This is a genomic window from Rhizobium sp. PK7-22 (genome assembly GCF_056530405.1).
Window position 1 is genome coordinate 176,786 of sequence record NZ_CP096514.1, and the last position, 26,142, is coordinate 202,927.

Annotated in this window: 21 protein-coding genes; 14 read left to right on the forward strand and 7 right to left on the reverse strand. The window is 64.9% G+C overall.

The features are described 5' to 3' along the window. Nucleotides 1-194 precede the first annotated feature (194 nt). Entirely contained in the window at nt 195-5,498 is a 5,304-nt protein-coding gene (locus M1E10_RS05695) for a beta strand repeat-containing protein (RefSeq protein WP_499175421.1), read from the forward strand. 21 nt (nt 5,499-5,519) lie between these two features. Here M1E10_RS05695 and M1E10_RS05700 read toward each other — a convergent pair whose 3' ends face one another. Beyond that, nucleotides 5,520-6,098 carry a TetR/AcrR family transcriptional regulator gene (locus M1E10_RS05700; protein WP_499175422.1) on the reverse strand — a complete coding sequence of 193 codons (579 nt, stop codon included), beginning with the start codon at nt 6,096-6,098 and terminating at the stop codon, nt 5,520-5,522. 182 nt (nt 6,099-6,280) lie between these two features. On the opposite strand from M1E10_RS05700, the gene M1E10_RS05705 reads away from it, so the two are divergent. From M1E10_RS05705 to M1E10_RS05765, 13 genes are all read left to right on the forward strand, one after another. Continuing rightward, a complete protein-coding gene (locus M1E10_RS05705; RefSeq protein ID WP_499175423.1) occupies nt 6,281-6,778 on the forward strand; it encodes a (2Fe-2S)-binding protein in 498 nt (165 codons plus the stop codon). Further along, entirely contained in the window at nt 6,775-7,833 is a 1,059-nt protein-coding gene (locus M1E10_RS05710) for an FAD binding domain-containing protein (RefSeq protein ID WP_499175424.1), read from the forward strand. The genes M1E10_RS05705 and M1E10_RS05710 overlap by 4 nt, the downstream gene beginning before the upstream one ends. Then, complete coding sequence (locus M1E10_RS05715; RefSeq protein ID WP_499175425.1) at nt 7,823-10,069, forward strand: xanthine dehydrogenase family protein molybdopterin-binding subunit; 2,247 nt, start codon at nt 7,823-7,825, stop codon at nt 10,067-10,069. The genes M1E10_RS05710 and M1E10_RS05715 overlap by 11 nt, the downstream gene beginning before the upstream one ends. Nucleotides 10,070-10,243: 174 nt before the next feature. After that, a complete protein-coding gene (locus M1E10_RS05720) occupies nt 10,244-11,269 on the forward strand; it encodes a LacI family DNA-binding transcriptional regulator (protein WP_499175426.1) in 1,026 nt (341 codons plus the stop codon). After that, complete coding sequence (locus tag M1E10_RS05725; RefSeq protein WP_499175427.1) at nt 11,266-12,288, forward strand: ABC transporter substrate-binding protein; 1,023 nt, start codon at nt 11,266-11,268, stop codon at nt 12,286-12,288. Before M1E10_RS05720 ends, M1E10_RS05725 begins: the two co-directional genes overlap by 4 nt. Before the next feature lie 112 nt (nt 12,289-12,400). Further along, complete coding sequence (locus M1E10_RS05730) at nt 12,401-13,228, forward strand: ABC transporter permease (RefSeq protein WP_499175428.1); 828 nt, start codon at nt 12,401-12,403, stop codon at nt 13,226-13,228. Continuing rightward, nucleotides 13,225-14,004: an ABC transporter permease gene (locus tag M1E10_RS05735; RefSeq protein WP_499175429.1), complete on the forward strand. Its 780-nt coding sequence runs from the start codon at nt 13,225-13,227 to the stop codon at nt 14,002-14,004. The genes M1E10_RS05730 and M1E10_RS05735 overlap by 4 nt, the downstream gene beginning before the upstream one ends. Then, nucleotides 13,997-15,025: an ABC transporter ATP-binding protein gene (locus tag M1E10_RS05740; RefSeq protein ID WP_499175430.1), complete on the forward strand. Its 1,029-nt coding sequence runs from the start codon at nt 13,997-13,999 to the stop codon at nt 15,023-15,025. The genes M1E10_RS05735 and M1E10_RS05740 overlap by 8 nt, the downstream gene beginning before the upstream one ends. 5 nt (nt 15,026-15,030) lie before the next feature. Then, on the forward strand, nt 15,031-15,954 hold the full coding sequence (locus tag M1E10_RS05745) for a nucleoside hydrolase (protein ID WP_499175431.1): 924 nt from the start codon (nt 15,031-15,033) through the stop codon (nt 15,952-15,954). After that, the gene (locus M1E10_RS05750; RefSeq protein WP_499175432.1) at nt 15,951-17,726 is read left to right on the forward strand and encodes an adenine deaminase; all 1,776 of its coding nucleotides are present in this window, start codon (nt 15,951-15,953) and stop codon (nt 17,724-17,726) included. The genes M1E10_RS05745 and M1E10_RS05750 overlap by 4 nt, the downstream gene beginning before the upstream one ends. Before the next feature lie 20 nt (nt 17,727-17,746). Then, nucleotides 17,747-18,439 carry a type I phosphoribosyltransferase gene (locus M1E10_RS05755; RefSeq protein ID WP_499175433.1) on the forward strand — a complete coding sequence of 231 codons (693 nt, stop codon included), beginning with the start codon at nt 17,747-17,749 and terminating at the stop codon, nt 18,437-18,439. Nucleotides 18,440-18,595: 156 nt separating this feature from the next. Beyond that, nucleotides 18,596-19,507, forward strand: a complete 912-nt coding sequence (locus M1E10_RS05760) for a transglutaminase family protein (protein ID WP_499175434.1) — start codon at nt 18,596-18,598, stop codon at nt 19,505-19,507. A 59-nt stretch (nt 19,508-19,566) separates the two neighbouring features. Further along, nucleotides 19,567-20,373: a transglutaminase-like domain-containing protein gene (locus M1E10_RS05765; RefSeq protein ID WP_499175435.1), complete on the forward strand. Its 807-nt coding sequence runs from the start codon at nt 19,567-19,569 to the stop codon at nt 20,371-20,373. A 60-nt stretch (nt 20,374-20,433) separates the two neighbouring features. Here M1E10_RS05765 and M1E10_RS05770 read toward each other — a convergent pair whose 3' ends face one another. The 6 genes from M1E10_RS05770 to M1E10_RS05795 all read right to left on the reverse strand — a co-directional run bounded on the left by M1E10_RS05770 (nt 20,434) and on the right by M1E10_RS05795 (nt 26,125). After that, nucleotides 20,434-21,360, reverse strand: a complete 927-nt coding sequence (locus M1E10_RS05770) for a dihydrodipicolinate synthase family protein (RefSeq protein ID WP_499175436.1) — start codon at nt 21,358-21,360, stop codon at nt 20,434-20,436. An 84-nt stretch (nt 21,361-21,444) separates the two neighbouring features. Continuing rightward, nucleotides 21,445-22,107, reverse strand: a complete 663-nt coding sequence (locus M1E10_RS05775) for a flavin reductase family protein (RefSeq protein WP_499175437.1) — start codon at nt 22,105-22,107, stop codon at nt 21,445-21,447. Further along, the gene (locus tag M1E10_RS05780) at nt 22,097-23,056 is read right to left on the reverse strand and encodes a LysR family transcriptional regulator (protein ID WP_499175438.1); all 960 of its coding nucleotides are present in this window, start codon (nt 23,054-23,056) and stop codon (nt 22,097-22,099) included. Before M1E10_RS05780 ends, M1E10_RS05775 begins: the two co-directional genes overlap by 11 nt. Then, nucleotides 23,053-23,727, reverse strand: coding sequence for an aspartate/glutamate racemase family protein (locus M1E10_RS05785; RefSeq protein ID WP_499175439.1), 675 nt, complete (start codon nt 23,725-23,727; stop codon nt 23,053-23,055). Before M1E10_RS05785 ends, M1E10_RS05780 begins: the two co-directional genes overlap by 4 nt. Then, complete coding sequence (gene hydA, locus M1E10_RS05790) at nt 23,724-25,181, reverse strand: amidohydrolase family protein (protein ID WP_499175440.1); 1,458 nt, start codon at nt 25,179-25,181, stop codon at nt 23,724-23,726. Before hydA ends, M1E10_RS05785 begins: the two co-directional genes overlap by 4 nt. 17 nt (nt 25,182-25,198) lie before the next feature. After that, on the reverse strand, nt 25,199-26,125 hold the full coding sequence (locus M1E10_RS05795) for an N-carbamoyl-D-amino-acid hydrolase (protein WP_499175441.1): 927 nt from the start codon (nt 26,123-26,125) through the stop codon (nt 25,199-25,201). Nucleotides 26,126-26,142: the final 17 nt, after the last annotated feature.

Sequence of the window (26,142 nt, forward strand, 5' to 3'; positions counted from 1 at the left end):
CGCGCCTCTCGCGACAGGTTGGAGCAAGCCTGCCTGCCGATAAACGCTTACGGGTGCGCGTATGGCAGGCAGCAGTTTTGCTGCTTCCCGTGGCATGCGAAGGGGTCGACGGAAGCGAGACGAAAATTCGCTCTGCCGCCCTCCGCGTTGCCGCAGGCTGATTTGAATGATGCATTACATCAAGGGGCTTATTCATGACTTCCACCATTCCCTCCCTCGGCGTCAGCCAGATCAAGGCTCTGAAATCTTGGGAGATCAAGGCCTGGACGACGGAAGACATCAACGCGCTGTCCACGGCGCAAATCAGTGCCCTGTCCGCGATCCAGATTGCGGCACTGGAATTGGAAGACCTCGACGCCTTCTCCACCTCGCAATTGCGGGCCATATCGGCACCCGCCATGGTCGGGCTGACGCTGGATCAACTGGCGGCTTTCACCACCCAGAAGATCGAAGCCCTGGCGGCCAATCAGGTCGGCGCCTTGAGCGCAAGACAGATCGGCGGACTTGACTCCTTCCAGATCGAAGCTCTGACGCCCACACAGGTCGCGGCGCTGAACGCCTCCCAGCTGTCGACCCTGACGACTGACGAAATTGCCACCTTCTCCACAGCCGACATTGCCGCCATCAGCTCCTCCGCCATTGCTGGCCTTTCACGTGGAAGCGTCATGGCGCTGAGCTCGGAGCAACTGGCGGCACTGACGCCGACACAGGTTGCCGCCCTGAAGACGACGCAGATCGCGGCATTGACGAGCGACCAGATATCGGGACTCACGACCTCCCAGATCGGCGCCTTGAGCTCCACGCAATTGAGGGCACTGACCACCGCCAGCATCGCGGCATTGTCGACAAACCAGGTTGCGGCCTTGAATGCCAAGGCTATCCCGGGTCTGACGACGGCACAGATCACAGCCCTTTCGAGCAGTCAGGCAGAAGCCCTGGCTCCTGGGCAGGTTGGCGCCATGAGCGCCCAGCAGATCGGCGCCCTGTCGTCCGCTGACATTGCCACCTTCTCGACGGCCGACATTGCGGCCATCACCTCGCCGGCCATTTCCGGCCTGTCCACGGCCTCCATCGCAGCCTTGACGACGGAGCAACTGGCGGCGCTGAAGACCAGCCAGGTCGCCGGCATGAAGAGCACGCAGATCGCCGCACTGACAACGGATCAGATCTCAAGCCTGAGCACCGCGCAGATCGGCGCGCTGACAGCGCTCCAGCTCAAGGGATTGTCATCGGCCAGCATTCAATCGCTGTCGACGAGCCAGATCGCCGCCATCAACGCCAAGGCGATCTCCGGCCTGACCGCGACGCAGATCGCGACGTTCACCACGGATCAGGCGGAGGCGCTGACCTCGGCACTCGTCGGTGCAATGAGTTCCACGCAATTAGCGGCGCTCTCGTCCGAAGACATCGCCACCTTCTCCACTGCGGACATCGCCGCGATCAGCGCCGGTGCTATTGCCGGCCTTTCCAGCGGCAGCATCGCCGCCTTGGGCTCCGACCAGGTCGCCGCACTGAAGGTCGCCCAGGTCGCAGCGCTGAAATCCAAGCAGCTTGCGGCCCTCACGACCGATCAACTGGCTGCCCTGACAACCTCGCAGATCGGCGCCATCAGCCCCGCCGCCGTCGCGGGCCTCTCTACGTCCAGCATGGCAGCCCTCTCGCTCGACCAGGTGTCGAGCCTCAGCGGCAAGGCCATCGCTCTCCTCTCCCCCGCGCAGATCGCCGCCTTGTCCACCACGCAGGTGGAGGCGTTGAGCTCTTCCCAGGTGGGAAGCCTCACCTCTCGCCAGATCGCCGCCTTGAGTGCCGAAGCATTGGCCACCTTCTCGATTGCCGATATCCCGGCACTCAGCCCGTCCGCACTGTCGGCGCTCAGCGCCGCCAATATCGGTATCCTAAGCGCCGAGCAGATCGCTTCGCTGCGGACAAACCAGATTGCGGCGATGAAGACGGCACAGGTTGCCGCACTCACCACCGGTCAGATAGCTGCGTTCGATAGTGCCCAGATCGGCGCCCTCAGCGCCACCCAGGTCAAGGCTCTGTCCGTCGCGGCCGTCAGCGCCCTGAACCTCGACCAGACGGCGGCTCTGAACGCCAAGGCCATTGCCGGATTGACGACAGCCCAGATCGCCGGGCTCAGCAGTGAGCAGGCCGAGGCCCTGACGTCATCGCAGGTTGCCTACCTCACCTCATCGCAACTGGCGGCACTCGGAACGGCGGGGCTGGCGACCTTCTCGGCGGAGGATGTGGCTGCCCTCAGCGCCTCGGCGCTCACCGGTCTATCCAGCACCGGGATCGCCGCCCTCACCGCCGACCAGATTTCGGCACTGAAGGTCAGCCAGATCGCAGCCATGAAGACAGCGCAGATCGCTGCACTGACGAGCGAACAGCTTGCAGCGCTGACGACCTCCCAGGTTGCGGCACTGTCAGCCCTCCAGCTCAAGGCTCTCTCCACCGAAAGCATTCCGTTGCTGTCGACCGAACAGATCGCAGCCCTCAGCACCAAGGCCATTTCCGGCCTGACGACGGCCCAGGTGGCGGCACTGACGACGGACCAGGCGGAAGCCCTGACGTCCGTTTTGGTTGCCGCCATGACGTCTGCGCAAATCGCCGCCTTGTCGTCAGAGGATATAGCCACCTTCTCCACGGCCGACATTGCTGCAATCAGCGCGGCCGCACTCTCCGGCCTCTCCAGCGAGAGCGTCGCAGCACTGAGTGCCGAACAGGTGGCGGCACTGAAGGCGACGCAGATCTCGGCGCTGAAGACCGGGCAGATAGCAGCCCTGACAAGCGAGCAGCTGGCCACCCTGACCCCCACTCAGATCGGTACCTTTAATTGGGCGGCGATCTCCGGACTCTCCACCGCACAGATTGCCGCCCTGTCTCCCGAGCAGATTGCCGGATTGAATGCCAAGGCGATTGGCGCCTTGTCATCGACCCAGATCCAGGGACTTTCGACCGCGCAGATCGACGGCCTGACGTCGACCCAGATCGGCAGCCTGAGTTCCGCCCAGATCTCCGCCTTCAGCACCACCGCACTGACAAGCCTGTCACCCGAGCGTCTGGCCGCGATCAACGCAGCGGCCGTCGCCGGATTGTCGAGCGACAGCATTGCGGCATTGAGCGAAGACCAGGTGGCAGCACTGACCGCTGCCCAGATCGCCGCGCTGAAGACAGGCCAGGTCGCGGCAATGACGACATCCCAACTTTCGGCCCTTGGCTCCGCACAGATCGGCGCGTTCACAGCCGCACAGGTGGCGGCACTTGCCTCCGAAACCATCGCGGCTCTTTCGACCGATCAGATCGCTGCACTGAGCGGGAAGGCCATTGCAGGGCTGACTGTTGACCAGATGGAGGCTCTCTCCACCGATCAGGTCGAGGCACTGACCTCTACGCAGGTCGCCGCTCTCAGTTCGACCCAGGTGGCCGCCTTGACGACGGCCGATCTCGCCACCTTCTCGATCGACGACATCGCCGCCCTGTCCGCCTCGGCCATCAGCGGGCTGCCCACAGAAAGCGTGGCCGCCTTCAGCAACGAACAGGTCGAGGCTCTGAAGGCCGGCCAGATTGCCGCCCTGACCACCGCCCAGATGGCCGCGCTGACGACCGATCAGCTGGCAGCCCTCAGCACCACGCAGGTGGCCGCCCTTGGCTCGGCGCAAGTGGCCGCACTCTCGACCGACGCAGTCGCCAGCCTTTCGACCGATCAGATCGCGGCACTGACCACCAAGGCCATTCCGGGCCTGAGCTCGGCGCAGATCGATGCCCTGAATCCGGAACAGGCGGAGGCACTGACGCCGGGCCTTGTGGCTTCCATGAGCTCCGCGCAGGTAGGCGCACTGTCGTCTGCAGACATCGCGACCTTCTCGACCGCCGATATCGCCGCGATCGGAACAGCCGCGCTCGCGGGCCTCTCCAGTGCGAGCATCGGAACGCTGAGTTCCCAGCAACTTGCAGCCCTGACATCCAGCCAAGTGGCGGCGCTTACATCGAGCCAGATCCAGGCTCTCACCCTGACGCAGATCGTCAGCTTCACGACCGCACAGATCGGCGCCCTGAGCTCGACGGCGATCTCCGGCCTGTCGACCTCCGCGCTGGCCGCTCTGACGACGGACCAGATCGCCAGCCTCAACCCCAAGGCCGTGGCAGGACTGACCACCGCCCAGGTGGAGGCGTTGTCGACCGCGCAGGTCGACGCCTTCACGACGGCTCAGGTCGCGGGCCTCAGCTCCACCCAGGTCGCGGCGCTGACGCCGGCAGTCCTCGCCAGCCTCTCGACCGACGACATCGCTGCGTTGAGTTCGTCCGCGATATCCGGTCTTCCGGCTGGAAATCTCGCCGCCCTGTCGACCGAGCAGATTGCCGCATTGGCAGGGAAGACAGTATCGGGGCTGACAACCGCACAGATCCGCGCCCTCTCCTCGGCGCAGATCGAGGCCCTGAGCCCCTCTCAGGTTGCCAATCTGACCTCAACGCAGCTCTCGGCCCTGAGCACATCGGCATTCTCGACCTTTTCGACGGCCGACATCGCAGCGATCAGTGCGGCAGCAATTCCCGGCCTTTCGCCCGCCAACGTCGGCGGCCTGACAACGGTACAGCTTGGAGCTCTGACCACAAGTCAGGTCGCCGCGCTGACATCGGAACAGCTCCAGGGTCTGGGAACGCAGCAGCTTGCAGCCCTGACGACGAGCCAGATCGGCGCTTTGGGTTCTTCCGCCATCTCGGCTCTGCCCACGTCTGCAATTGCAGCATTCACCACGGACCAGATCGCTTCCTTGAGCAATGGTGCGATCGCAGGACTGACGACGGCGCAGATCGATGCGCTGTCCACCACCCAGGTTGAAGCTCTCTCCGCCGCGCAGATCGCTGCGCTGAGCTCGACCCAGGTGAGTGCACTGTCCGCCGAGGATCTGGCTGCCTTCTCCAGCAATGAGATCGCTGCGATCGGCACCGCGGCGCTGGCGGGCCTTTCCACCAGCACCATCGGCAGCCTGAGCTCCGAAGACACCGCCGCCCTGACGACGACCCAGATCGCGGCACTCGGTTTCGGCCAGGTTCGCGCTATGAACCCCGCGCAGATCGGCGCGCTGACCACCGGTCAGATCGGCGCCCTGAACGCCATCCAGCTCGCCGCGCTCGGCACCGGCAGCATCGCTGCCTTCACCACCGAACAGATCACCGCCATCAGCGGCAAGGCCATCATCGGCCTGACGACGGCCCAGATCAGCAGCATGTCGACGGCCCAGATCGAGGCGTTCACGCCCTCCCAGGTTGCCGGCATGAGTTCTGCCCAGATCGCGGCACTCAACGCCGACGATCTGGCGGTCTTCTCCTTGGAGGATATCGCCTCGATCAGCGCAACGGGCATCGCCGGCCTGTCGACGGACGACATCACCGGCCTGTCGAGAAGCCAGCTCCAGGCAATTACGGTGCCACAGATGGAGGCGATGAACTCTGCGCAGATCGCGGCCGTGGTGTCGGCCTACGAGGGGTATTGATCATCGGCTAAGCGGCGACCCTCAGCGCCGGCGCAGTCCGTCGACGAACACGTCGACCATCCGCAGAGCCACCGGCTGCCAGTCGCCCGGGCCCTGCGAATAATAGATGCCCACCAGCGTCCGAAGCAGGTCTTCGGGCGGAACATCGTCGCGGACCTCGCCGGCCTTCACGGCGCGGTCGAGCAGCAGCCCGATCGCGTTGATCATGCGGTCGTAGGAATAGACCTTCAGCTCCGATGAGCCGACGGTTGCCAGTTGCAGCGCCTCCATCATTCCCTTCTTGGTCGCCACGAGCCGAACATTCGCCTGTAGCCATTTCCTGAGCGCCTCGACGGGCTCATTGTTCAGCGCAAGCTGTTCCGCCAGCTCCCCGAGAAGATCGACCTCATGGCGGTAGACCGAGTCGAACAGATCCTCGCGCGTCGGAAAATGACGGTAGAGCGTGCCGATGCCGAGCCCGGCCCTGCGGGCCACGGCTTCCAGGCTGGCTTGCGGGCCGCCGGTGCTGAAGATCTCCGTCGCCGCCTCGAGCAGCCGCTCCCGGTTCCGGATGGAATCGGAGCGTAAGCGTCGTCTTGTCTTCCCGTGTTCTTGTTCCATCTGAGTCTGCTTAACATTGCCTCTTGCTAACCGGAGGCGTCCTCCGTATAAATAACACAGCCGGCCCGCAGCGAACACGCATTGCTGAAAGCGGTGGCCAGGCCCGCTTTCAGCCCGTGCATTCCCCCGCCGGAGCCACCGGCATTTGATCCTTACAACACAATCACTGAATGGAGTACCGCATGTCACTCTCCATCAGCCTCACCATCAACGGTCAGCCGCGCACGATCGCGCTCGATGACCCGCGCGTGACGCTGCTCGATCTCCTGCGCGAGCGGCTTGACCTGACGGGCACGAAGAAAGGCTGCGACCGGGGCCAGTGTGGTGCCTGCACCGTGCTTGTCGATGGACGGCGTATCAATTCCTGTCTCTCGCTTGCCGCCAGTCTCGACGGCGCCGACATCCAGACGATCGAAGGTCTCGCGGACGGCGACGTCCTTCACCCCGTCCAGGCGGCCTTCATCGAGGCCGACGGCTTCCAGTGCGGCTTCTGCACGCCAGGCCAGATCATGAGCGCGGTCGGGCTGATCAAGGAGGGCCACGCAAGCGGCGACGCCGAGCGTGTCCGCGAACTCATGAGCGGCAACATCTGTCGATGCGGCGCCTACCAGGGCATCACCGAAGCGGTCCTCGAGGCGCAGAAGGTCATGGCGGAAGACAAGGGGAGGGATGCCGCATGAACCGGTTCGATTTCGTGTCCCCCAACAGCATTTCCGAAGCCGTGGCCGCCGCTGCCGAGCCGGGCTCCGCCTATCTCGCCGCCGGCACCAATCTGCTCGACCTGATGAAGATCGGGGTATCGCAACCCCTGCGTCTGATCGACATCACAAGGCTGCCCGGCCTTGACCAGATCGAGTGGCAGGCGGATGGCGGCGTCCGGATCGGCGCCATGGTGCGCAATTCGGACCTCGCCTACGACCCGCGTTTTGCCAAGGCCTTCCCGGCTGTTGCCGAGGCTCTGCTCTCCGGCGCGTCGGCGCAGTTGCGCAATGCGGCCAGCGTCGGGGGCAACCTGATGCAGCGCACCCGCTGTGCCTATTTCCAGGACACCGCCAGCGCCTGCAACCGCCGTGTCCCCGGCTCCGGCTGCGACGCGCTCCACGGCGAGAACCGTCTCCACGCCGTTGTCGGCTGGAGCGAGCACTGTATCGCCACGCACCCGTCGGATTTCTGCGTGCCCCTGGCCGCGCTCGATGCCGTGGTCGAAGTGGAGGGACCTCAGGGGAACCGCGAGATCCCGCTCGAAGACTTCCACAGACTGCCGGGCGATACACCGGAGCAGGAAACCGCACTCGCGCCCGGAGATCTGATCGTCGCGCTCCGGCTCCCGGCAGAGGCAGCACGCTTTGCCGCCAACGCCCGCTATCTGAAACTGCGGGAACGCACCTCCTACGCCTTTGCGGTGGTCTCGGCAGCGGCAGCCCTGGAAATCAACGATGGCGTCATCAGCAATGCCCGACTCGCTCTGGGCGTCATTGCCGCCAAACCATGGCGCGTACGAGAGGCGGAAGCTTCGCTGGCGGGGGCCGCACCGACGCTCGAAGCCTTTACCAGGGCTGCCGGGATTGCCCTCGCCGAGGCAAAGCCCTCGGGCGACAATGCCTTCAAGATCGAACTGGCGCGCCGCATTGCCGTGCGGGCGCTGATCCTCGCAGCCGAAGGGACGCCGGAGGTCATGCCTGCCCTCCCCGCCTCGCCCTTCTCAACGACGCCGGGAGCCAGCCATGTCGCTTGATGCACCGTCCACGAACGCCCGCTACGGCTCCAACGCCGGCCAGCCGCTGACGCGCCGCGACGGCGTGCTGAAGGTCACCGGCCGCGCCACCTACGCCGCCGACAATCATCCGGACGGCATGCTCTATGCCGTGACTGCCGTCAGCAGGATCGCCAGAGGTCGCGTGACCTCGCTTGACGTCGAGGCTGCCAAGGCCCATCCCGGCGTGGTCGAAGTCATGACGCCCGCCAACCGCCCGCCGCTCGCCCACGACCCGGAAGAGAAGATCCCGCCCTTCGGCTTCCGGATCGAGGTGCTACAGGACAGCACCGTCCGCTACGCCAACCAGCCGATCGCGCTGGTCATCGCCGAAACTCTGGAAGCGGCAACCGAAGGCGCTGCCCTGCTCAACCCGCAGTACGAGGCCGATGACCCACGGACCGGCATCGATGACGGCCTTCGCTTCGATCCGCCCGCCGTCGGTGTCGGCGGCCCACCGAAGGCTGCATTCGGCGATGTCGAGGCGGGGCTTGCGAATGCGACCCAGGTGCTGGAGCGGGATTACGTCACGCCGGCGCAGTACCACAACGCCATGGAACCCCATGCCGTCGTTGCCGAATGGGACGGCGATCGCGTCATGCTCGATATGCCCAACCAGGCGCTGGTGATGAGTTGCGCGTCCTACGCCACCTATTTCGGCATCCCGCCGGAGAACGTCACGATCCGGTCGCCCTTCCTGGGTGGCGGCTTCGGGTCGAAGGCCATCATCAACGGACCGCAGATTCTGGCGATCCTCGCGGCGCGGACATTGCAGCGGCCCGTCAAGCTGGTCCTCAGCCGAGCCCAGATGTACGGACCCGTCGGCCACCGCGGAGCGACCTGGCAGAAGCTGCGCATTGGCCTCGACAAGGACGGACACCTGACGGCGCTTCACCACAAGTCGATCTCCGCGACGTCCTCGTTTGATGACTTTCTGGAGCCGGCCGCGAACGCCTCGACGCATCTTTACGCAAGCCCGGCACTGCTGTCGGAACACGAGGGCATTCGGCTGGATACTGGTACGCCGGGTCCGATGCGGGCGCCGGGCGAGGCATCCGGATCGGCGGCGCTGGAAGTTGCGATCGACGAGGCGGCGGACGCCTGCGGAATGGACCCGCTGGATTTCCGCCTGCACAATTACGCAGAGACCGAGCCGGGCAGCGGTAAGCCCTTCTCCTCCAAGGCCCTGCGCGAATGCTATGCCGAGGGTGCCAGGCGTTTCGGCTGGGCCGGCCGGCCGCTCGCCTCCCGCCAGATGCGCGACGAGAACGGTTTCCTCGTCGGCTGGGGCATGGGTACCGCGCTCTTCCCCTGCCCGCATTTCCCGGCGGAGGCGCGCGCCACCCTGCGCGCCGACGGCACGGCTCTGGTGGAGACGGCCGGCGCCGACATGGGCCAGGGCGCCTGGACGGCGCTGGCGCAGATCGCGGCAGAGGCGCTGGGTCTCGATCCGGATCAGGTCGAGCTCTACTCAGGGCTCTCGACCCTTCCCGACGGCGGCGTCGCCGGCGGCTCGGCCCATACGGCAAGCGCCGGCCTGGCGCTCAACAACGCAGGCAAGGATGCCATCGCCAAACTGGCGGAACTTGCCACCAAGGATCCAGCCTCGCCGCTTTTCGGGGCCGGCAACATCGGGGTCGAGGCACGAGATGGAAGGCTCTATCGCCGCGACGACGAGACCCGCAGCGACAGCTACGCGGAGATCCTCTCCAGGGCAGGACAGCAGGAGATCGTGGGGACGGCCAAGGCCTCCCGCGATCCGGAGGCCGCCGAAGCGCACGCTATGTTCTCACATGGCGCCGTCTTCGCCGAGGTCAAGGTCGATCCCGATCTCGGGCAGATCCGCGTGACGCGTCTGGTCGGAGCCTTTGCCGCCGGCCGGATCATCAATCCCCGGCTCGTGGAAAGCCAGTACTTTGGCGGCATGATCTGGGGCGTCTCCTTCGCCCTGCACGAGGAGGCAATCATCGACCGCCGAACCGGCCGGATCATGAATGCGGACCTGGCCGAGTACCATGTGCCGATCAACGCGGACATCCCCTCGCTCGAGGCGATCCTCATCCCCGAGAAAGATCCCTTCGTGAATGCCATCGGCGTCAAGGGCGTCGGCGAGATCGGCATCACCGGCACCGTCGGAGCGATCGCCAACGCCATCTGGCACGCGACGGGCGTTCGGGTGCGCAAGTTCCCGGTCCGTCTCGAAGACATCGTCGCCTGATCCAGCTTTCGACATGGCCGGCATGTGCCGGCCATGTCCCCTCTCAAACACCTCCAGAAATCCGCCAAGCTTTCCGCTAGACTCCCGCAACATTGTTCGCTAGCGTGATTAAACGATTAATCATCACCGAGCGACTGTCTCTTGGCCAACCCGCGCCCAGGCCCGACTCTCACCATGATCGCCGCCGCGCTCGACGTCTCGGCGGCGACGGTGTCGAATGCGCTTTCGGGCAAGGGCCGGATTTCGGCTGAACTGATCGACCGGATCCGGGCGAAGGCGGACGAGCTGGGCTATGTGCCGAGCTCCGCCGCCCGAGCTCTTCGCACGGGCCACAGCCGCGTGCTTGGCCTCGTCCTGCCCGACATCTCCAATCCGCTTTTCCCGCAGATCGCCCAGGCGATCGAGTATGCCGCAAGTGCCTCCGGCTACGGCGTGCTGATCGCCGACTCCCGCGGCAGCGTCGCCATGCAGACGGAAGCGATCAACCGGCTCATCGAGCGCGACGTGGACGGGATCGTCATCGTTCCGCGGCTGGGCACCCGCATCGTCGACATCGGCCGGCCGCTCGCCGTCATCGACAGCCCGTCCACCCCCAACAGCACCGTATCCGCCGATCACTGGCAGGGCGGACAGCTGGTGATGGATCATCTGGCGGCCCTGGGGCATCGCAACTTCGTCCTGATCGGCAACAATCCGGCCTCGAACGTCCAGAACGACCGCATCGGCGGCATGAAATCCCGGCTGCCTGCCGGTGGCATGGCCGAAATTCTCTGGATCGAGCAGCACGAACAGGTGCACGGAAAAGCGAGCCCTCTGCGCCTCGCCGAGCGGGCCGAGAAGGGTGCCACCGCTTTTGCGGCCGTTTCCGACCTCCATGCCCTGCGTGCCCTGACCGAATTGCAGAATGCCGGCATATCAGTCCCAGGCCGCGCGAGCGTTGCCGGCTTCGACGATCTCGCCTGGTCGGCGATGATCACGCCGGCACTCACCAGCGTCCGGATGGACGTTGCCACCATCGCCCGCATCGCCATCGACGCGCTGCTCAGCGCCATCGAGACCGATACGGCTGCCGACGTCACCAGAGGCGTTGTGTCGGCCGAAACGACCAGTGTGCCGATGACGCTGGTGGTACGCCAGACGACCGGCGTGCTCACAGCACCGACGCATCCAGAAAAAACCCCAGCAGGAGAACCCGCATGAACAAGCTCTTCTACCTATCCGCTGCCGCGCTCGCCTTGGCCGCCGGCTCTGCGCATGCGCAGGACAAGACACTGACGATCTCGGTCTATGCCTTCGCCCAGGACGAGTTCAAGGAGATCGTCTACGATCCCTTCGAGGCGCAGTGCGGCTGCAAGCTCGTCGTCGAGACGGGCAACAGCGTCGAGCGTCTGGCGAAAATGGAAGCCAACAAGGCCAATCCCGTCGTCGACATGGCCGTCGTCTCCATGGCTGACGCTCTGTCTGCTGCCCGCTCGGAGCTGACGGACAAGATCGACACGTCGAAGCTCTCGAACTACGACAAGCTCTACGACATCGCCAAGGATCCGAACGGCGACGGCATGAGCGTCGGCTACACCTTCTACGCCACCTCGATCGCCTACCGCACCGACAAGGTGAAGATCGAGTCCTGGGCCGACCTCCTCAAGGACGACGTCGTGTCCCACGTCGCCTTCCCGAATGTCACCACCAACCAGGGGCCGCCGGCGCTCTACATGCTCGGCCAGGCGCTCGGCGCCGACACGCCAGACCTGAAGGCCGCCATCGAGGCCGTCGGCGAGAAGAAGGACGAGATCGTCACCTTCTACGTCAAGTCGTCGCAGCTGGTGCAGCTGATGCAGCAGGAGGAAATCTGGGCAGCCCCGATCGGTCGCTTCTCCTGGGCGCCCTTCACTAAGCTCGACCTGCCGATCGGCTGGGCGACGCCCAAGGAAGGCCAGACAGGCGGCATGAACGTCATGATCCTCGCCAAGGGCTCGCAGAACCAGGACGTGGCGCACCAGTTCATGGATTTTTGGCTGTCCACCGAAGTCCAGACCAAGCTGGCCGAAGCGCTCGTGGACAGCCCGGCCAACGCTGAAGTTGTGGTCTCGGATGAAGTTGCCGGCAACATCACCTACGGCGAAGAGACGGCCAAGAGCCTGAAGCTCATCCCGTCCGACGTGGCGCTCGACAACCGCGATGCCTGGCTCTCGGAATGGAATGCCAAGGTCGGCCAGTAACCACAAGGACGTCTCAGACGTCCGATCCCATGCCTCCCAAGGCGAAGGGCGCAGCCGGTGGACTTCGGTCCCGGCTGCGTCCGACTTGGACTCATTTGCGGGTTGAAGAGAAATGTTTCAAAATCGGACGGAGGCTCTGGCCCTTGCGCTGCCAGCCGCCGTATTCGCAGCCCTCATCTTCGTGGTGCCCGTCGTCCTCTTGTTGTCGGAAGGCTTCAAGTCTGCCGATCAGTGGACGCTTTCGGCCTATGTCGACTTCTTCTCGCAGTCGCTGAACCGCACGGTCTTCCTGCGCACGCTGAAGCTTGGGCTCCTGGTGACGCTGGCGGCCGCCGTCATCGGCTATGCGACGGCCTATGCCATCGTCTCGCTCCCGCCCGGCGCCAAGGGCAAGATGATCGGCCTTGTCGTGCTGCCGCTGATGATCTCCCCGGTCGCCCGCACCTATGCCTGGATTGTCATTCTCGGCCGCACCGGCATCGTCAACCAGGCGCTGATGGCGGTCGGCCTGACGGACGAGCCGTTCCGGATCCTCTTCACGGAGACGGCGGTCTTCATCGGACTGCTCCAGCTCTTCCTGCCGCTAATGGTCATTTCGCTGATCAGCGCCCTGGAAAACCTGCCTCGCGACGCGGTGCCTGCGGCCCGCGTTCTCGGCGCCAACTGGTTTCAGGTGTTCTGGAAGGTCATCCTGCCCCTGACGCGCGAAGGTCTCGTCGTCGGCGGCACGCTCGTCTTCACCGGCTCGATGACCGCCTACATCACGCCCGCCATCCTCGGCGGCTCCAAGGTCCTGATGCTCGAGACGCTGCTCTACCAGCAGGTGACGGTCGCCAACAACTTCGTCTCGGCCAGCGTCATCGCCTTCATCCTGATCGTCATGAGCTTTGCTGCCAATATCCTTCTCAAACGGATCGCAACGGCGAGGAACAGGACATGACCCAGAAGCTGTATGCCCCCATCATCCTCCTGCTGGTGATGATCTTCCTGATCGGCCCGTTCTTCATCATTGTCGCGGCATCCTTCTCCGCCGGAGATACACTGGCCTTCCCGCCGCAGGGTTTCTCGCTGAAGTGGATCGCCAAGGTCTTCACCGTCGAGAGCTTCCGGCAGAGTTTCGCCGTCTCGATGTTTCTGGCCATCGGCGGCACACTGACGGCCCTGCTGCTCGGCATCCCGGCATCTTACGCGATGTCGCGCTACAAGCTGCCGTTCTCGGAAACCGTGCGTTTCCTGGTCTCGACGCCGATCATCGTGCCGGGGATCATCGTCGGCCTGGCGCTCTTGCGCTACTTCGTGATCCCGGTCGGCCTGTCGATCACGCTGGCGCTCTTCCTCGCCCATACGGCGCTGGTCCTGCCTTATGCCGTGCGCGTCGTTTCCGCCAGCCTTGCCAACCTCCGCTCCGACATGGAGGAGGCAGCCGTGTTGCTCGGCTCCTCGCGCCTCGGCGCCTTCTTTCGCGTGGTGCTGCCCAATATCCGCGGCGGCATCCTGGCCGCCTTCATCCTGGGTTTCGTGACGAGCTTCAACCAGGTGCCGGTCTCGCTCTTCCTCTCGGGCCCCGGCGTGCGCACCCTGCCCATCGACATGCTCGGCTACATGGAGATCGTCTTCGATCCCTCGGTCGCGGCTCTGTCTGCGCTCCTCGCCTTCCTTTCAATCGGCATCGTCTTTGCCGCCGAACGCTTTTTAGGCTTTTCCCGCTATGTCTGACGCCTCCTTCCTCTTCCTCGACAAGCTGTCGCTGGCCTACGGCAAGACGGTCGCCGTCAAGGATCTCGACCTCGACATCCGCAAGGGCGAACTGCTTGCCCTGCTCGGCCCCTCCGGCTGCGGCAAGACGACGACCATGCGCGCCATCGCCGGTCTGATGACGCCGGTCTCCGGCCGCATCACGCTCGATGGCACCGACATCACCCGCGTGCCCGCCAATCGGCGCAACATCGGCCTCGTCTTCCAGTCCTATGCGCTCTTCCCGCACCTGACGGTGTTCGAAAACGTCGCCTTCGGCCTGAAGCTCCAGGGAATTGGCGGTGACGAGCTGACACGGCGGGTCGACGCGGGCCTGAAGTCGGTCGGCCTCACCGCCTTTTCCGGCCGGAAGACGCCGGACCTTTCGGGCGGCCAGCAGCAGCGTGTCGCGCTGGCGCGCTCCATGGTCATGCAGCCGAAGGTGCTGATGCTCGACGAGCCGCTCTCCAACCTCGACGCCCGGCTGCGGCTGGAGATGCGCACGGAGCTGCAGCGCATGCAGAAGGAAACCGGCGTGACGATGATCTTCGTCACCCATGACCAGGTGGAAGCGCTGGCGCTCGCCGACCGGATCGTCGTGATGCGCGACGGCGCCATCGAACAGATCGGCACACCGGAGGAGATCTATAATAATCCGGTCTCGAGCTTCGTCGCCGATTTCGTCGGCTTCGAAAACCTCTTCGCGATCCGCAATGGCAAGCTTGTCGCCGCAGGCGGTATCGAGATCGACCCTGCCGGTCCGCTTCCGGACGCCTCGGGCCTCGGCTGGCGCCCCCGCGCCATCGCTCTCGGAACCGGCCCCTTCACCGGCACCGTTCGCGGAGTCTCCTTTGCCGGCGGCACGCGGGAATATCTGTTGGAAAGCGGCTTCGGCACCGTCAAGGCAGAAGCCGACGTCAGCCTGCCGGCCTATCCCTTGAACGCCGAGGTCGCCTTCGACATGCCGATCTCCGCGGCAGCCCCTCTCCACCGGTTCGGATGACGTCCATGTCCGTCTGGATCGACACCGACATGGGCTTCGACGACATTGCCGCACTGCTGGTCGTGCAGCACGCGGGCCTGGAGATCGACGGCGTTTCGCTGGTGTTCGGCAATGCGCCGCTCGATCAGGTGCGCGCCAATGCCGCCGGTGCAGCCCATGCTTTCGGCTGGAGCATGCCCATCCATGCGGGCCGCGACCGTCCGGTGATGGGACATCTCGAAACCGCCCAGGTCATCCTCGGCAATACGGGCATTCCGACGACCGGCGAAACGCTGCCGAAGGCGGAAGATCGCGTTCAGGATGACGCCTTCAGCGCCCTCTGCCGCTGGCTGTGGACCGCGCCGTCGCCACGCCGCATCCTGGCGCTCGGCCCGCTCACCAATCTTGCCGCACTCGTGCTGGCACGGCCGGAACTGGCGCGCCGCATCGATGATCTGGTCTGGATGGGCGGCGGCCTGACGCGCGGCAACCATACCGCATCGGCCGAGTTCAACGCCTATGCCGATCCGGAGGCCGTCGCGATCGTCCTGGCGCACGGGCTTCCCCTGCGCATGGTCGATCTCGACTTCTGCCGCCAGGTCCTAGCCACGCCGCAAGACGTCCCGCCGGTTCGTGCCGCCGGCGGCCGCAATGCCGGACTGATCGCCGACATGCTGGACGGCTTCGTTGCCATCGCCACGAGCCGTGGCCGACCGGCCATGGCGCTCTATGATGCGGTCGCCGCCGCAGCCTTCGTCCGCGAAGATCTCGTCGAATTCCAGCCGGCCAATATCGAGATGGAATGCGCTGGCCGCCTGACCCGCGGTCGGACGGTGGTCGAGACGCGGGACACCCATGCCGCCTTCAACGGCAGCTTCGCCGTCCGTGGCGATGTGGCGGCACTGCGTGCGCTCATCCTTGAGACCCTGCGTTTAGAGGCAGCCAGATGAGCTTGAGCCTGAACAGTACCGATATCAACGATCCGGACCTGCGCAGCCGCGCGGTGGCTGCGGCACGCGGTACAGCAGCCTTCGACCGGCTCATCGTCAATGGCACCGTTGTCGACATGGTCACCAGCGAGCGTCGTCCTGCCGACATCGGCCTCGTCGGTCCGCTGATCGCCAGCGTCCATGAACGCGGCACCCGCTCCGACGCGGCCGATATCGTCGATGCGGCCGGCGCCTTCGTCAGCCCCGGCCTGATCGACACCCACATGCACATCGAGAGCTCGATGGTGACGCCGGCGACCTATGCCGGAGCGGTCTTGCCCCGCGGCGTCACCACCATCGTCTGGGATCCGCATGAGTTCGGCAACGTCCACGGCCTCGACGGCGTGCGCTACGCCGCGGAGGCGGCAAGATCGCTGCCGCTCCGGATCATCCTCCTGGCCCCCTCCTGCGTGCCGTCTGCCCCCGGGCTGGAGTTGAACGGTGCGGACTTCGATGCCGAGGCCGTGGCCGAGATGCTGCGCTGGCCGGAAGTCGGCGGCATCGCCGAAGTCATGAACATGCGCGGCGTCATCGATCGCGACCCGCGCATGAGCGCCATCGTCCAGGCGGGTCTCGCCTCGGGCAAGCTGATCTGCGGTCATGCCCGCAGCCTCGCCGGCGCCGACCTTGCCGCGTTTCTGGCCGCCGGCATCACCTCCGACCATGAGCTCGTTTCCGCCGACGACCTTCTCAAGAAACTGAGGGCGGGCCTGACGATCGAGCTGCGGGGATCGCACGACCACCTGCTGCCCGAGTTCGTCGAGGCCCTCAACACCCTCGGCCATCTGCCGCAGACGGTGACGTTGTGCACCGACGACGTCTTCCCGGACGACCTGTTTTCATCCGGCGGCCTGGACGACGTGGTCCGCAGGCTGGTGCGCTATGGAATGAAGGCGGAATGGGCGCTACAGGCGGCAACGCTGAACGCGGCACGGCGCCTTGGCCGCAACGACCTTGGCCTCGTTGCACCCGGTCGCCGCGCCGACCTCGTGCTGTTCAGGGATCTGGTGGACCTGGAGGCCCTGCAGGTGATCGCCAACGGCGAGACGATGGCCGCAGGCGGCACGATGTCGAGCAGCCTACATCCCACCGACAGTGCTGCTCTGACGGGTTCGATGAAGCTCGCGACGCTGCAACCGGACGACTTCAAGGTCAGCGCGACAGGGACGAAGGTGCGCATCGCCACGATCGACCAGCCGCGCTTCACCCGCTGGGGCGAGACGGAGGCGGCTGTCGAGAACGGCTTCGTCGTTCCGCCCAGAGACACGACCATGATCGCCGTGGTTCACCGCCACGGTCGCGCCGACAGCCATCCGCGCGTCGGCTTCCTCAGGGGATGGGGCGCATGGCGCGGAGCTTTTGCCACCACCGTCTCGCACGACAGCCATAACCTCACGGTCTTCGGCGGCAACGTCGAGGACATGACCGTTGCGGCAAATGCCGTCATCGCCGCCGGTGGCGGCATGGCAGTCGCATCGAACGGCAAGGTCGACGTCCTCCTGCCCCTGCCGCTCTCCGGCCTCGTGTCCGAAGCGCCGCTCGCCGAGGTCGCCGAGGGCTTCTCGACATTGCGCCTGGCGATGGATGGCATCGTCGACTGGCAGCCGCCCTATCTTATCTTCAAGGCCTGCTTCGGCGCGACGCTTGCCTGCAATGCCGGGCCGCACCAGACCGATCGTGGCATTGCCGATGTCACGGCGGGGATCCTGATGGAAAGCCCGGTTCTCACCTAACCCGGCGGAAGGAACGAACGATGCAGCCGCATGATTTCTGGCAGGATCTCCATCCGCCGGCGAGCTTCCCGGGGGACGACAGCCATTCCGGTTTCTTCCCCGCCACCCTGCCGGACGGGCGTCAGATCAGGCTGCCGATCCGGCCGCTCTCCGACGGTCGCCATGCGCTGGCCTCGCTGATCATCAACCAGGCGAGCTTTGCGGTACAGGATGCCCTGGCGAAAACACTGGCGGAGAGGCTCCGTCCGTTCGAGCCGGAGATTATCGTCGGCCTTCCCACCCTCGGGTTGACGCTCGCCAGTGCGGTGGCGCGCGAACTCGGCCACAGCCGGTTCGTTGCTCTCGGCACCTCGCGCAAGTTCTGGTACCTCGATGATCTGTCCGTCCCGATGTCCTCGATCACCACCCCGGACCAGATCAAGCGGCTCTACGTCGACCCGCGCATGCTGCCGCTCCTGGAGGGTCGCCGCATTGCGCTGATCGATGACGTGATCTCCAGCGGAAGCTCCATGCTGGCCGGTCTGCGCCTCCTGTCCTCCTGCGGCCTCGAGCCTGTCGTGCAGGGCGTCGCCATGATCCAGACGGCGCGCTGGATTCCCCGTCTGGAAGAGGAATTTCCTTCGGCGTCACAACGGATGACAGGGGTCTTGTCCACTCCGCTTCTGGTGAAAAGCCCGGACGACGATTGGATTGCGGAGAATGAAATTGAGTAAGCCTGCATGCGGCAGGCGCTGCCGGCCAGCCTATGCGACGTCATCTTTGTCCTGTCACCTTTGGTTTGCGCCTGATATACGATGGCTCTCTCCGCACCGTCTCTTCGAGAGATCCGCTATGCGGATCAGCTTTCTCCAAGTCACTCGGATCATTGGATGACGATATTCTCCGTCCGGCACGTCACCTCCTATCGCTACAGGAGGCCGGTGGAATTTGGTGTGCACCGGCTGATTTTCCGGCCGCGCGACAGTTTCGACCAGCGACTTCTCAGCGCGCACCTGGATGTCCGGCCGAGGGCTGATCATGTGCGGTGGATCCATGACGTCTTCGGCAACTGCATTGCCCTGGTGACACTATCCGGATCTGCCCGCGAACTGCGCTTCGAGACCAATATCTCCCTGGATCATACGCCGCAGGCCGCGGTAGATTTTCAGATCGACGATGAGGCGCTCACCTATCCCTTCGCCTATGATCCCGAAGAGGCCTTCGACCTGCAGAGGACCATGCACCGCCACCATCCCGATCCTGCCGACGAGGTTGGACGATGGGCAAGGCGATTTACCCGCATCGGCCAGCCGACAGAAACCGGCCATCTTCTCATGACCCTCTGCAACGCCATCCACGAAAGCTTCACCTACGCGCGCCGTTCGGAGCACGGCACGCAGACGCCCCTGGAAACGCTAGAACTCCGCCGAGGGACCTGTCGGGATTTTGCACTGCTGATGATGGAGGCTGTCCGTTCGCTTGGCCTCGCGGCCCGTTTTGTCACGGGCTATATCTACGTTCCGGATCGCGACGGCTCGGTCACTCTCGGCGGCGGCTCGACCCACGCCTGGTGCCAGGTCTATCTGCCCGGCGCGGGCTGGGTAGAGTTCGACCCGACCAATGGTATTGTCGGCAACCGTGACCTGATCCGCGTCGGTGTGGCGCGCGACCCGAGCCAGGCAGTACCGCTCTCCGGGAGCTATAACGGCGAAGCATCCGATTTCGACAGCATGCACGTCCAGGTCAATGTGACAACCAAGGAGGGTGCCGAACTTCTCCATGCTGACGGAACCGCGGGCTAGCTTGCACGTTGCAGCGGAACGGGTATCTTTATCCTACTCTTTTAATGAGGTAACAGTTGATGAAGATCCGTGCGGGCTTTCGCATAGGCTATGAATGCCAGTTCGACACGCCGATGCTCCTGGTCCTCGGCATCCATCCGTCCCGCCAAGGCGACCTTCTCACGCAACAGGTGCTGAAATTCGACCCTCCGGTCGAGGCACGCGATTATGTTGACGGGTTCGGCAACGACTGCTGCCGGATCGTCGCACCTGCGGGGCTGATCACGATATCCACGGAGTTCGAGATCGAGGACGACGGGCTGCCGGATCCGATCCCGGCCGATGCCGTCCAGCATCCGATCAACGATCTGCCGGACGAAATTCTGGTCTATCTGCTGGGCAGCCGCTATTGCGACACGGACAAGCTCGCCGATTTCGCCTGGCAGACTTTTTCATCCACCCCGCTGGGCTGGCCGCGGGTGAAAGCCATTCTGGACTTTGCCCACAACCAGATCGCCTTCGACTACATGAAGGCAGATGCGACGCGGACCGCGTTCGGCGGGTTCAACGATCGCACCGGCGTATGCCGCGACTACGCTCATCTGGCGATCACCCTCTGCCGCTGCATGAACATTCCGGCCCGCTATTGCACCGGCTACCTCGGCGACATCGGTGTTTCGAAAGACACCAACCCGATGGATTTCAGCGCCTGGTTCCAGGTCTACCTTGGCGGCGCGTGGCACACCGTCGACGCCCGGCACAACAAGCCCCGCATCGGCCGCATCCTGATGGCGACCGGACGCGACGCGACAGACGTCGCCCTCTCCACCGCCTTCGGCCCGGCCCTGCTGCGCGAGTTCGTCGTGACGACGGACGAGATCGCTTGAAGACAACTTGTCAGAGGACGAGGTGCAGTGGGCGGCAGTAACGCCACCCACTTCACCTATTCAGATCGCCGCGCGCTTGTCGCGCCGGCCGAGCCGCTCCAGCAGATAATCCACCTCGGCGCGCGCCGTCGCAGATAAAGTCAGCGCCGGCTTGCGCTGCGCGTCGGAGGCAATGACACCGCGGCGCATCAGCACATGCTTGCGCACGGCAAGCCCGATGCCGAGCTGCTGCTCGTAGCGGATCAGCGGCAGATGCGCGTCGAAAAGATCATGGGCCTCCTCGCGTTTCCCTTGAGCAGACAGATCGACCAGCTCCGCCAGCATGTCCGGGAAGCCGTAGCCGGTCATGGCCCCGTCGGCGCCGCGCTCCGGCTCGAAATCGAGGAACATGCCGCCATTGCCGCAGAGGATCGAGAAGGGCCGCAACTCGCCGGCCTTCTGCAGGGCGCGAAGCTTCGAGATCTTCTCCAGCCCCGGCCAGTCCTCGTGCTTCAGCATCAGGCAGGAGGGGTGGTTGGCGATGATCCTGGCGACGACGCCGACCGACATCACCACCGAAAGCGTCAGCGGATAGTCCTGCAGCACCCAGGGCACGTCGTCGCCGACGGCCTCGATAGCCTGGCCGAAGTAGTTGACGATCTGCTCGTCGGTCCGAAGCGCAGGCGTCGGCGCGATCATCACGCCGGCGGCGCCCATGTCCATGGCGCTGCGGGACAACGAGCGCATGGCGGCAAGCCCTGGCGCCGAGACGCCGACGATCACCGGGATCTTCGAGCGTCGGACCACCTGCTGGATGATCGCGCGGCTCTCCTCCGGCTCCAGCTTCGGCGCCTCGCCCATGATGCCGAGGATGGTGATGCCGGTGCAGCCGCTCTCCTGGTAGAAATCCGTCAGCCGGTCGAGCGACACCATGTCGATCGACCCGTCCGCCAGGAAGGGCGTCGTGGCGATGGCGTAGACGCCCTTGGATGTGACGCTGAATGTCATTCTTTTTGTTCCTCTCAGATGTTTTGCATGAAGACCCTGCCGCCTCCACATAAACGCCGAAGCGTGCCGGCAGGGGTGTTGAAATCAGTCCTTGGCCACCTCTTGCCCCTTCCGGTATTCCTCGACCGTCGGAGTCCTGACCTCGAACTGATCCTGCGTCCGCGTATAGCGGAAGCCGCCGAGCCTTCCAACGGCATCCATCAGGGTCTGGTCGACATGCAGGTTGTCCGTATTGACCGCATCGCGACGGATGAAGACGCCCAGAACCTCGCCGATGATAATCTCCCGCGCCGGCCCGACCTCGAGCGTCGTGTGAAGGCGGCATTCGAGTGCGGCAGGCGCCGCGAGAATACGGGGGCTCTGCACCATCTGGCCCGGCACCGTCGCCAGCCCCGCCTCCTGCAATTCGTCGACCTCGGGACCGAATTTGATGGCGCAGATCTCCATCTGGTTCACCAGCCCCGTGTCGATGATATGGACGGTGAAATCGCCGGTCTCGCGGATGTTGCGGGCGGTATCCTTGAAGCTCCTGTCCGCGTGGTTCTCCACACCGATCGCCACGAGCGCCGGATCATGCGTCAAGACGTTGAAGAAGCTGAACGGACCGGCGTTCGCCTGCCCGACCCGGCTCACCGTGGTAACCAGAGCGATGGGTCGCGGCACCACCGTGCCGATCAGCAGCTTGTAGCGCTCCCGCTCGTTCAGTTCGGCAAAATCGAAATGGGTGTGACCGATGTCATCCTTCATCGCGCAAGCTCCCCTCAGAGCCGGTCTGCAGGCCCGAAGCCTGGAAATCCGACAGCGCCCTTCGCATCTCGGAAATGAAGGCATGCTGCAGTCGCGAGCGCGGCACCCCCTTGCGGGTAATCAGCACCGCCGGCACCTCGATCGGCGGCAGGAAGGAGCGCTCGACAATCCCGATCGACCGGTTGAAGGCAGCCGTATAGGGGTCGATGACGGCAGTGCCGATACCGGCGGTCACTAACACCGCAGCCGTGGCGCAGTAGCGTACTTCCACCCGCGGATTATAAGGCGCGCCATCGCGCTCGAAGGCGGCACGGACCATCTGTCCCAGCCGCGATTCGATCTCCAGCCCGATGAAATCGCCCTGCGAAAGCGTCTGGGCGCTCACCGTGCTCTCCACGGACTTCTCCGTCTTCGGCAGGACGGCGACCATATGGGTCCGGGCGATGACTTCTATGTTGACGGCGAGATGTCGCTCCAGCCCGAGCGCCAGGCCGATGTCGGCGTTGCCGCTCTGCACCGCCTCCACGACATGCTCGAGGCGGCGCACGTCGTAGGCGACCGACACGCCCTTGCGGTCCTTGAGAAACCGCCGCATGGCCAACGGCGCGACCGTGTGGCCGAGCGGCGGGGTCGAGATCACCCGCAGCCGCCCGGAAATGCCCTGGCGCATGTCCTGCGCCCGCGAGGCAAAGCCCCGCAGCAGTCCGAACACCGGCTTGATGTCCTCGTGCAGCGCAACCGCCTCTTCCGTCGGCTGCAGGCGTCGGTGCAGCCGCTCGAAGAGCGTCACGCCGGTCTGGGCCTCAAGTTGCCGGATGCCGTTGGATACGGCGGGCTGAGAGATGCCCAGCTGTTCGGCCGCTTCCACGGTCGTGCCGGAGCGCATCATGGCGTCAAAGATCTCCAGCAGGCGCAGGGAAATCTCCGGCTTGGGAGGTAAACCGCTCATGCCGAACCGGTCACCAGATTGCCGAAGGCCATGGCGACCGCCGCCTGCGTCGGATCGATGATGGCGACGCCCGTCTCGTCCTCGAGCCGCCGGCGGTGCCCGGACATGCCGGCACATCCGAGCACGATCGCGCCTGCCCCGAGAGTCTTCAGCTTTTCGGCCGCCCGCAGCAGCAGCCCGTAGCTTTCCTCGCCATGGCCGCTTTCCGCTACGCTGACGGAGCCTTCGAGCGCCACCTCGCCGGCGAGCCGCTGATCGACGCCCAGACGCCGCAGATTGCGCAGATGCCGTGGAATGGAGCCTTCCGCAACCGCAATCACGCCGAAGAGGTCAGCCAGGGCGAGTGCCGAGAGGACGCCGGCGTCCTGGATACCGTAGACCGGCCGCCGGGTGATGGAGCGGGCAAGATCAAGGCCGGGCTGGGAATAGCAGGCGAGCACATAGGCCGCCGCCTCCGGCCGTGCCTCGATCACCGCGGCAGTGTTAAGTGCGGCCTCGTCCACATGCCGCTGCGTGACGACGCCGGGAGGTCCCTGCTCGATCGTCACGCATTCGATCACCGGCCCGCCGGCGAAGGAGAAGCCGGACAGCGCCTGGCGCAGCCCCTCGGTGACGCTTTCCGAGCTGTTGGGGTTGATGACGAGGATGGGACCCGATGCGGCACTGGTCACGGTGCGATCTCCTTGCCGTATCTCGCGGCAACCTCGAACTCGACGGCCCGGTGGCCGGGCATGGCGCCGGTATCGACGGGCTTGCGGGCGATGAACCGACCCTCGCCCCGGCCAGCCTTCAGCACGCCCTTCTCCACGACGGTGCGGCCGTGATTCATGACGAGCTCCGGCCAGCCGGTGATCTCCATGCCCTCAAACGGGCTGTAGTCCATGTTGTCATGCTGCGCCTCGAGCGTGACAGTGCGCTTCTCATCCGGGTTCCAGATCGCGATGTCGGCATCGAAGCCGGGGACGATGGCACCCTTGCGGTCGAGACCGAAGACGCGGGCGGCGTTCGTGCTGGAGAGGCGCACGAAGTCGCCGAGCGTGATCTTGCCCTTCGCCACGCCGTCGGAAAACAGATAGGGAAGCCGCATGGCGATCCCGGGCATGCCGTTGGCGATCTTCGGATAGGGCGCATCCGCCCCGTTCATGAACTTGCCCGTGGCATCGGCGCGGTAGGGTGCGTGATCAGACGAGACGCTTTCGAAGGTGCCGGCGCGGATATGCTGCCACAGCCCCTCCTGCGTCGCGTGATCGCGAAGCGGCGGCGAGCAGATGTATTTGGCGCCTTCCATTCCGGGCCGGTCGAGATCGTCGCGGGTCAGGGCGAGGTATTGCGGGCAGGTCTCGGCAAAGAGCTTGGTTCCGGCAAGCTTTTCCCGGCGCACGATCTCGGCGCCGCCGCGCGTCGAGACATGCACGATGAAGAGCGCCGCATCCACGAGCTTGGCAAGCGAGACTGCCCGATGGATCGCCTCCTCCTCGGCGAGCTCCGGACGGCTGAGCGCGTGATACTTCGGCTCGGTCAGGCCGGCGGCGGCAAAGCGCCGGTTCATCCATTTGACCATCTCGTTGTTTTCCGCATGCACCATGGTCAGCGCGCCATGCGTCTTGGCGATCGTCAGAATGTCCAGCATGCCGGCATCGCCGATGTTCATCAGGTCGTAGGTCATAAACACCTTGAAGGAGGTGATGCCGCGGGCAAAGACGCCCGGCAGTTCGTCCAGCACGGCCGGCGACGGGTCGGAGATGATCAGGTGGTAGGAGTAGTCCAGCACCGAATTCGGCGCCGCGCGCCCGTCATAGGTGGCGATGACATCGGCGATAGACTGCCCGCGATGCTGGGCCGCGAACGGGATGAAGGTCGAATTGCCGCCGAAGGCTGCCGACACCGAGCCGGAATAATAATCGTCCGCCGTCATGACGCCCGACGAGCTTTCCTGCGCGATATGGCAATGTCCCTCGATACCGCCCGGCATGACGAGCTTTCCGCCCGCATCGATCCGCCGCTCGCCACCGGCGATGCGCTCGGCCACGGCGGCGATCACGCCGCCATTGATGCCGATGTCCGCCTTGAAGGTTTCCGACGGCGTGACGACGGTGCCGTCGTGGATGACTGTCTCGAACTGCATCTTGCTTTTCCTGTCTCTCAGACCTCGACCACGGCTCCGGTCTGCGATGTTATGCGACCATAGTGCTCGACGCGACGGTGCCGCGCAAAGTCGAAGATCGTCGTCTTGCCGAAGGCGCATTTCTCGAAGTCGCAGTCGGCCCAGATCAGCTCGTCCTCCTCCGTCTGCGCGCGCGCCAGCACGAAGCCATCCGGATCGACGATAATCGAGCCGCCGATCAGCGGATGCCCATCCTCAAGCCCCGCCTTGGCGACGCCGATCACATAGGTTGCGTTCTGGTAGGCGCCCGACTGCAGCGAGAGGTCGGAGTGGAACAGCCGCTTCTCCAGGCCCTCTGCGTTCATCTGGCTGTTCACCGCCGGCGTGTTGTAGCCGATGGTGACGAGCTCGACGCCCTGTAGGCCCAGGCAGCGGTAGGTCTCCGGCCAGCGGCGGTCGTTGCAGATCGCCATGCCCATGATCGCGCCTTCGTTGCGCCAGACGTTGAAGCCGAGGTCGCCCGGCTCGAAGTAGCGCTTCTCCAGGTGCTGGAACGCCCGCTCCGTGTCATATTCGTCGTGCCCCGGCAGATGCACCTTGCGGTACTTGCCGACGATCTCGGCCTTGCGGTTGGTGAGGATCGAGGTGTTGAAGCGGCGGCCCTCCGGCGTCAGTTCGGCGTAGCCGAAGGTCATCGCCATGCCGAGTTCGCGGGCTCGCTCGAAGAGCGGCATGGTCGCGCCATTGGGCATTTCGCGCTCGAACCAGGTGTCGACCTCGTCCCAGTCAGGCATGTACCAGCGCGGGAAGAAGGTGGTGAGCGCCAGTTCGGGATAGACGATGAGGTCCGCGCCCTTGTCGGCTGCCATGTTCATCAGGTCGATCATCCGCGCCACCACGGCCTCGCGGCTCTCCGCTCTCTGGATGGCGCCGAGCTGTGCCCCGGCAATGATCATTCGCGTCATGAAACTGTCCTTCTGTT

What these genes read in the sequence shown, in the direction of transcription:
- M1E10_RS05715 (WP_499175425.1), top strand. Translation starts at nt 7,823, where the DNA reads ATGTCGCTTGATGCACCGTCCACGAACGCCCGCTACGGCTCCAACGCC.
- M1E10_RS05720 (WP_499175426.1), top strand. Translation starts at nt 10,244, where the DNA reads ATGATCGCCGCCGCGCTCGACGTCTCGGCGGCGACGGTGTCGAATGCG.
- M1E10_RS05765 (WP_499175435.1), top strand. Translation starts at nt 19,567, where the DNA reads ATGAAGATCCGTGCGGGCTTTCGCATAGGCTATGAATGCCAGTTCGAC.
- M1E10_RS05710 (WP_499175424.1), top strand. Translation starts at nt 6,775, where the DNA reads ATGAACCGGTTCGATTTCGTGTCCCCCAACAGCATTTCCGAAGCCGTG.
- M1E10_RS05730 (WP_499175428.1), top strand. Translation starts at nt 12,401, where the DNA reads ATGTTTCAAAATCGGACGGAGGCTCTGGCCCTTGCGCTGCCAGCCGCC.
- M1E10_RS05770 (WP_499175436.1), bottom strand. Translation starts at nt 21,360, where the DNA reads ATGACATTCAGCGTCACATCCAAGGGCGTCTACGCCATCGCCACGACG.
- M1E10_RS05745 (WP_499175431.1), top strand. Translation starts at nt 15,031, where the DNA reads ATGTCCGTCTGGATCGACACCGACATGGGCTTCGACGACATTGCCGCA.
- M1E10_RS05700 (WP_499175422.1), bottom strand. Translation starts at nt 6,098, where the DNA reads ATGGAACAAGAACACGGGAAGACAAGACGACGCTTACGCTCCGATTCC.
- M1E10_RS05735 (WP_499175429.1), top strand. Translation starts at nt 13,225, where the DNA reads ATGACCCAGAAGCTGTATGCCCCCATCATCCTCCTGCTGGTGATGATC.
- M1E10_RS05755 (WP_499175433.1), top strand. Translation starts at nt 17,747, where the DNA reads ATGCAGCCGCATGATTTCTGGCAGGATCTCCATCCGCCGGCGAGCTTC.
- M1E10_RS05795 (WP_499175441.1), bottom strand. Translation starts at nt 26,125, where the DNA reads ATGACGCGAATGATCATTGCCGGGGCACAGCTCGGCGCCATCCAGAGA.
- M1E10_RS05705 (WP_499175423.1), top strand. Translation starts at nt 6,281, where the DNA reads ATGTCACTCTCCATCAGCCTCACCATCAACGGTCAGCCGCGCACGATC.
- M1E10_RS05780 (WP_499175438.1), bottom strand. Translation starts at nt 23,056, where the DNA reads ATGAGCGGTTTACCTCCCAAGCCGGAGATTTCCCTGCGCCTGCTGGAG.
- M1E10_RS05750 (WP_499175432.1), top strand. Translation starts at nt 15,951, where the DNA reads ATGAGCTTGAGCCTGAACAGTACCGATATCAACGATCCGGACCTGCGC.
- M1E10_RS05725 (WP_499175427.1), top strand. Translation starts at nt 11,266, where the DNA reads ATGAACAAGCTCTTCTACCTATCCGCTGCCGCGCTCGCCTTGGCCGCC.
- hydA (WP_499175440.1), bottom strand. Translation starts at nt 25,181, where the DNA reads ATGCAGTTCGAGACAGTCATCCACGACGGCACCGTCGTCACGCCGTCG.
- M1E10_RS05760 (WP_499175434.1), top strand. Translation starts at nt 18,596, where the DNA reads ATGACGATATTCTCCGTCCGGCACGTCACCTCCTATCGCTACAGGAGG.
- M1E10_RS05740 (WP_499175430.1), top strand. Translation starts at nt 13,997, where the DNA reads ATGTCTGACGCCTCCTTCCTCTTCCTCGACAAGCTGTCGCTGGCCTAC.
- M1E10_RS05695 (WP_499175421.1), top strand. Translation starts at nt 195, where the DNA reads ATGACTTCCACCATTCCCTCCCTCGGCGTCAGCCAGATCAAGGCTCTG.
- M1E10_RS05775 (WP_499175437.1), bottom strand. Translation starts at nt 22,107, where the DNA reads ATGAAGGATGACATCGGTCACACCCATTTCGATTTTGCCGAACTGAAC.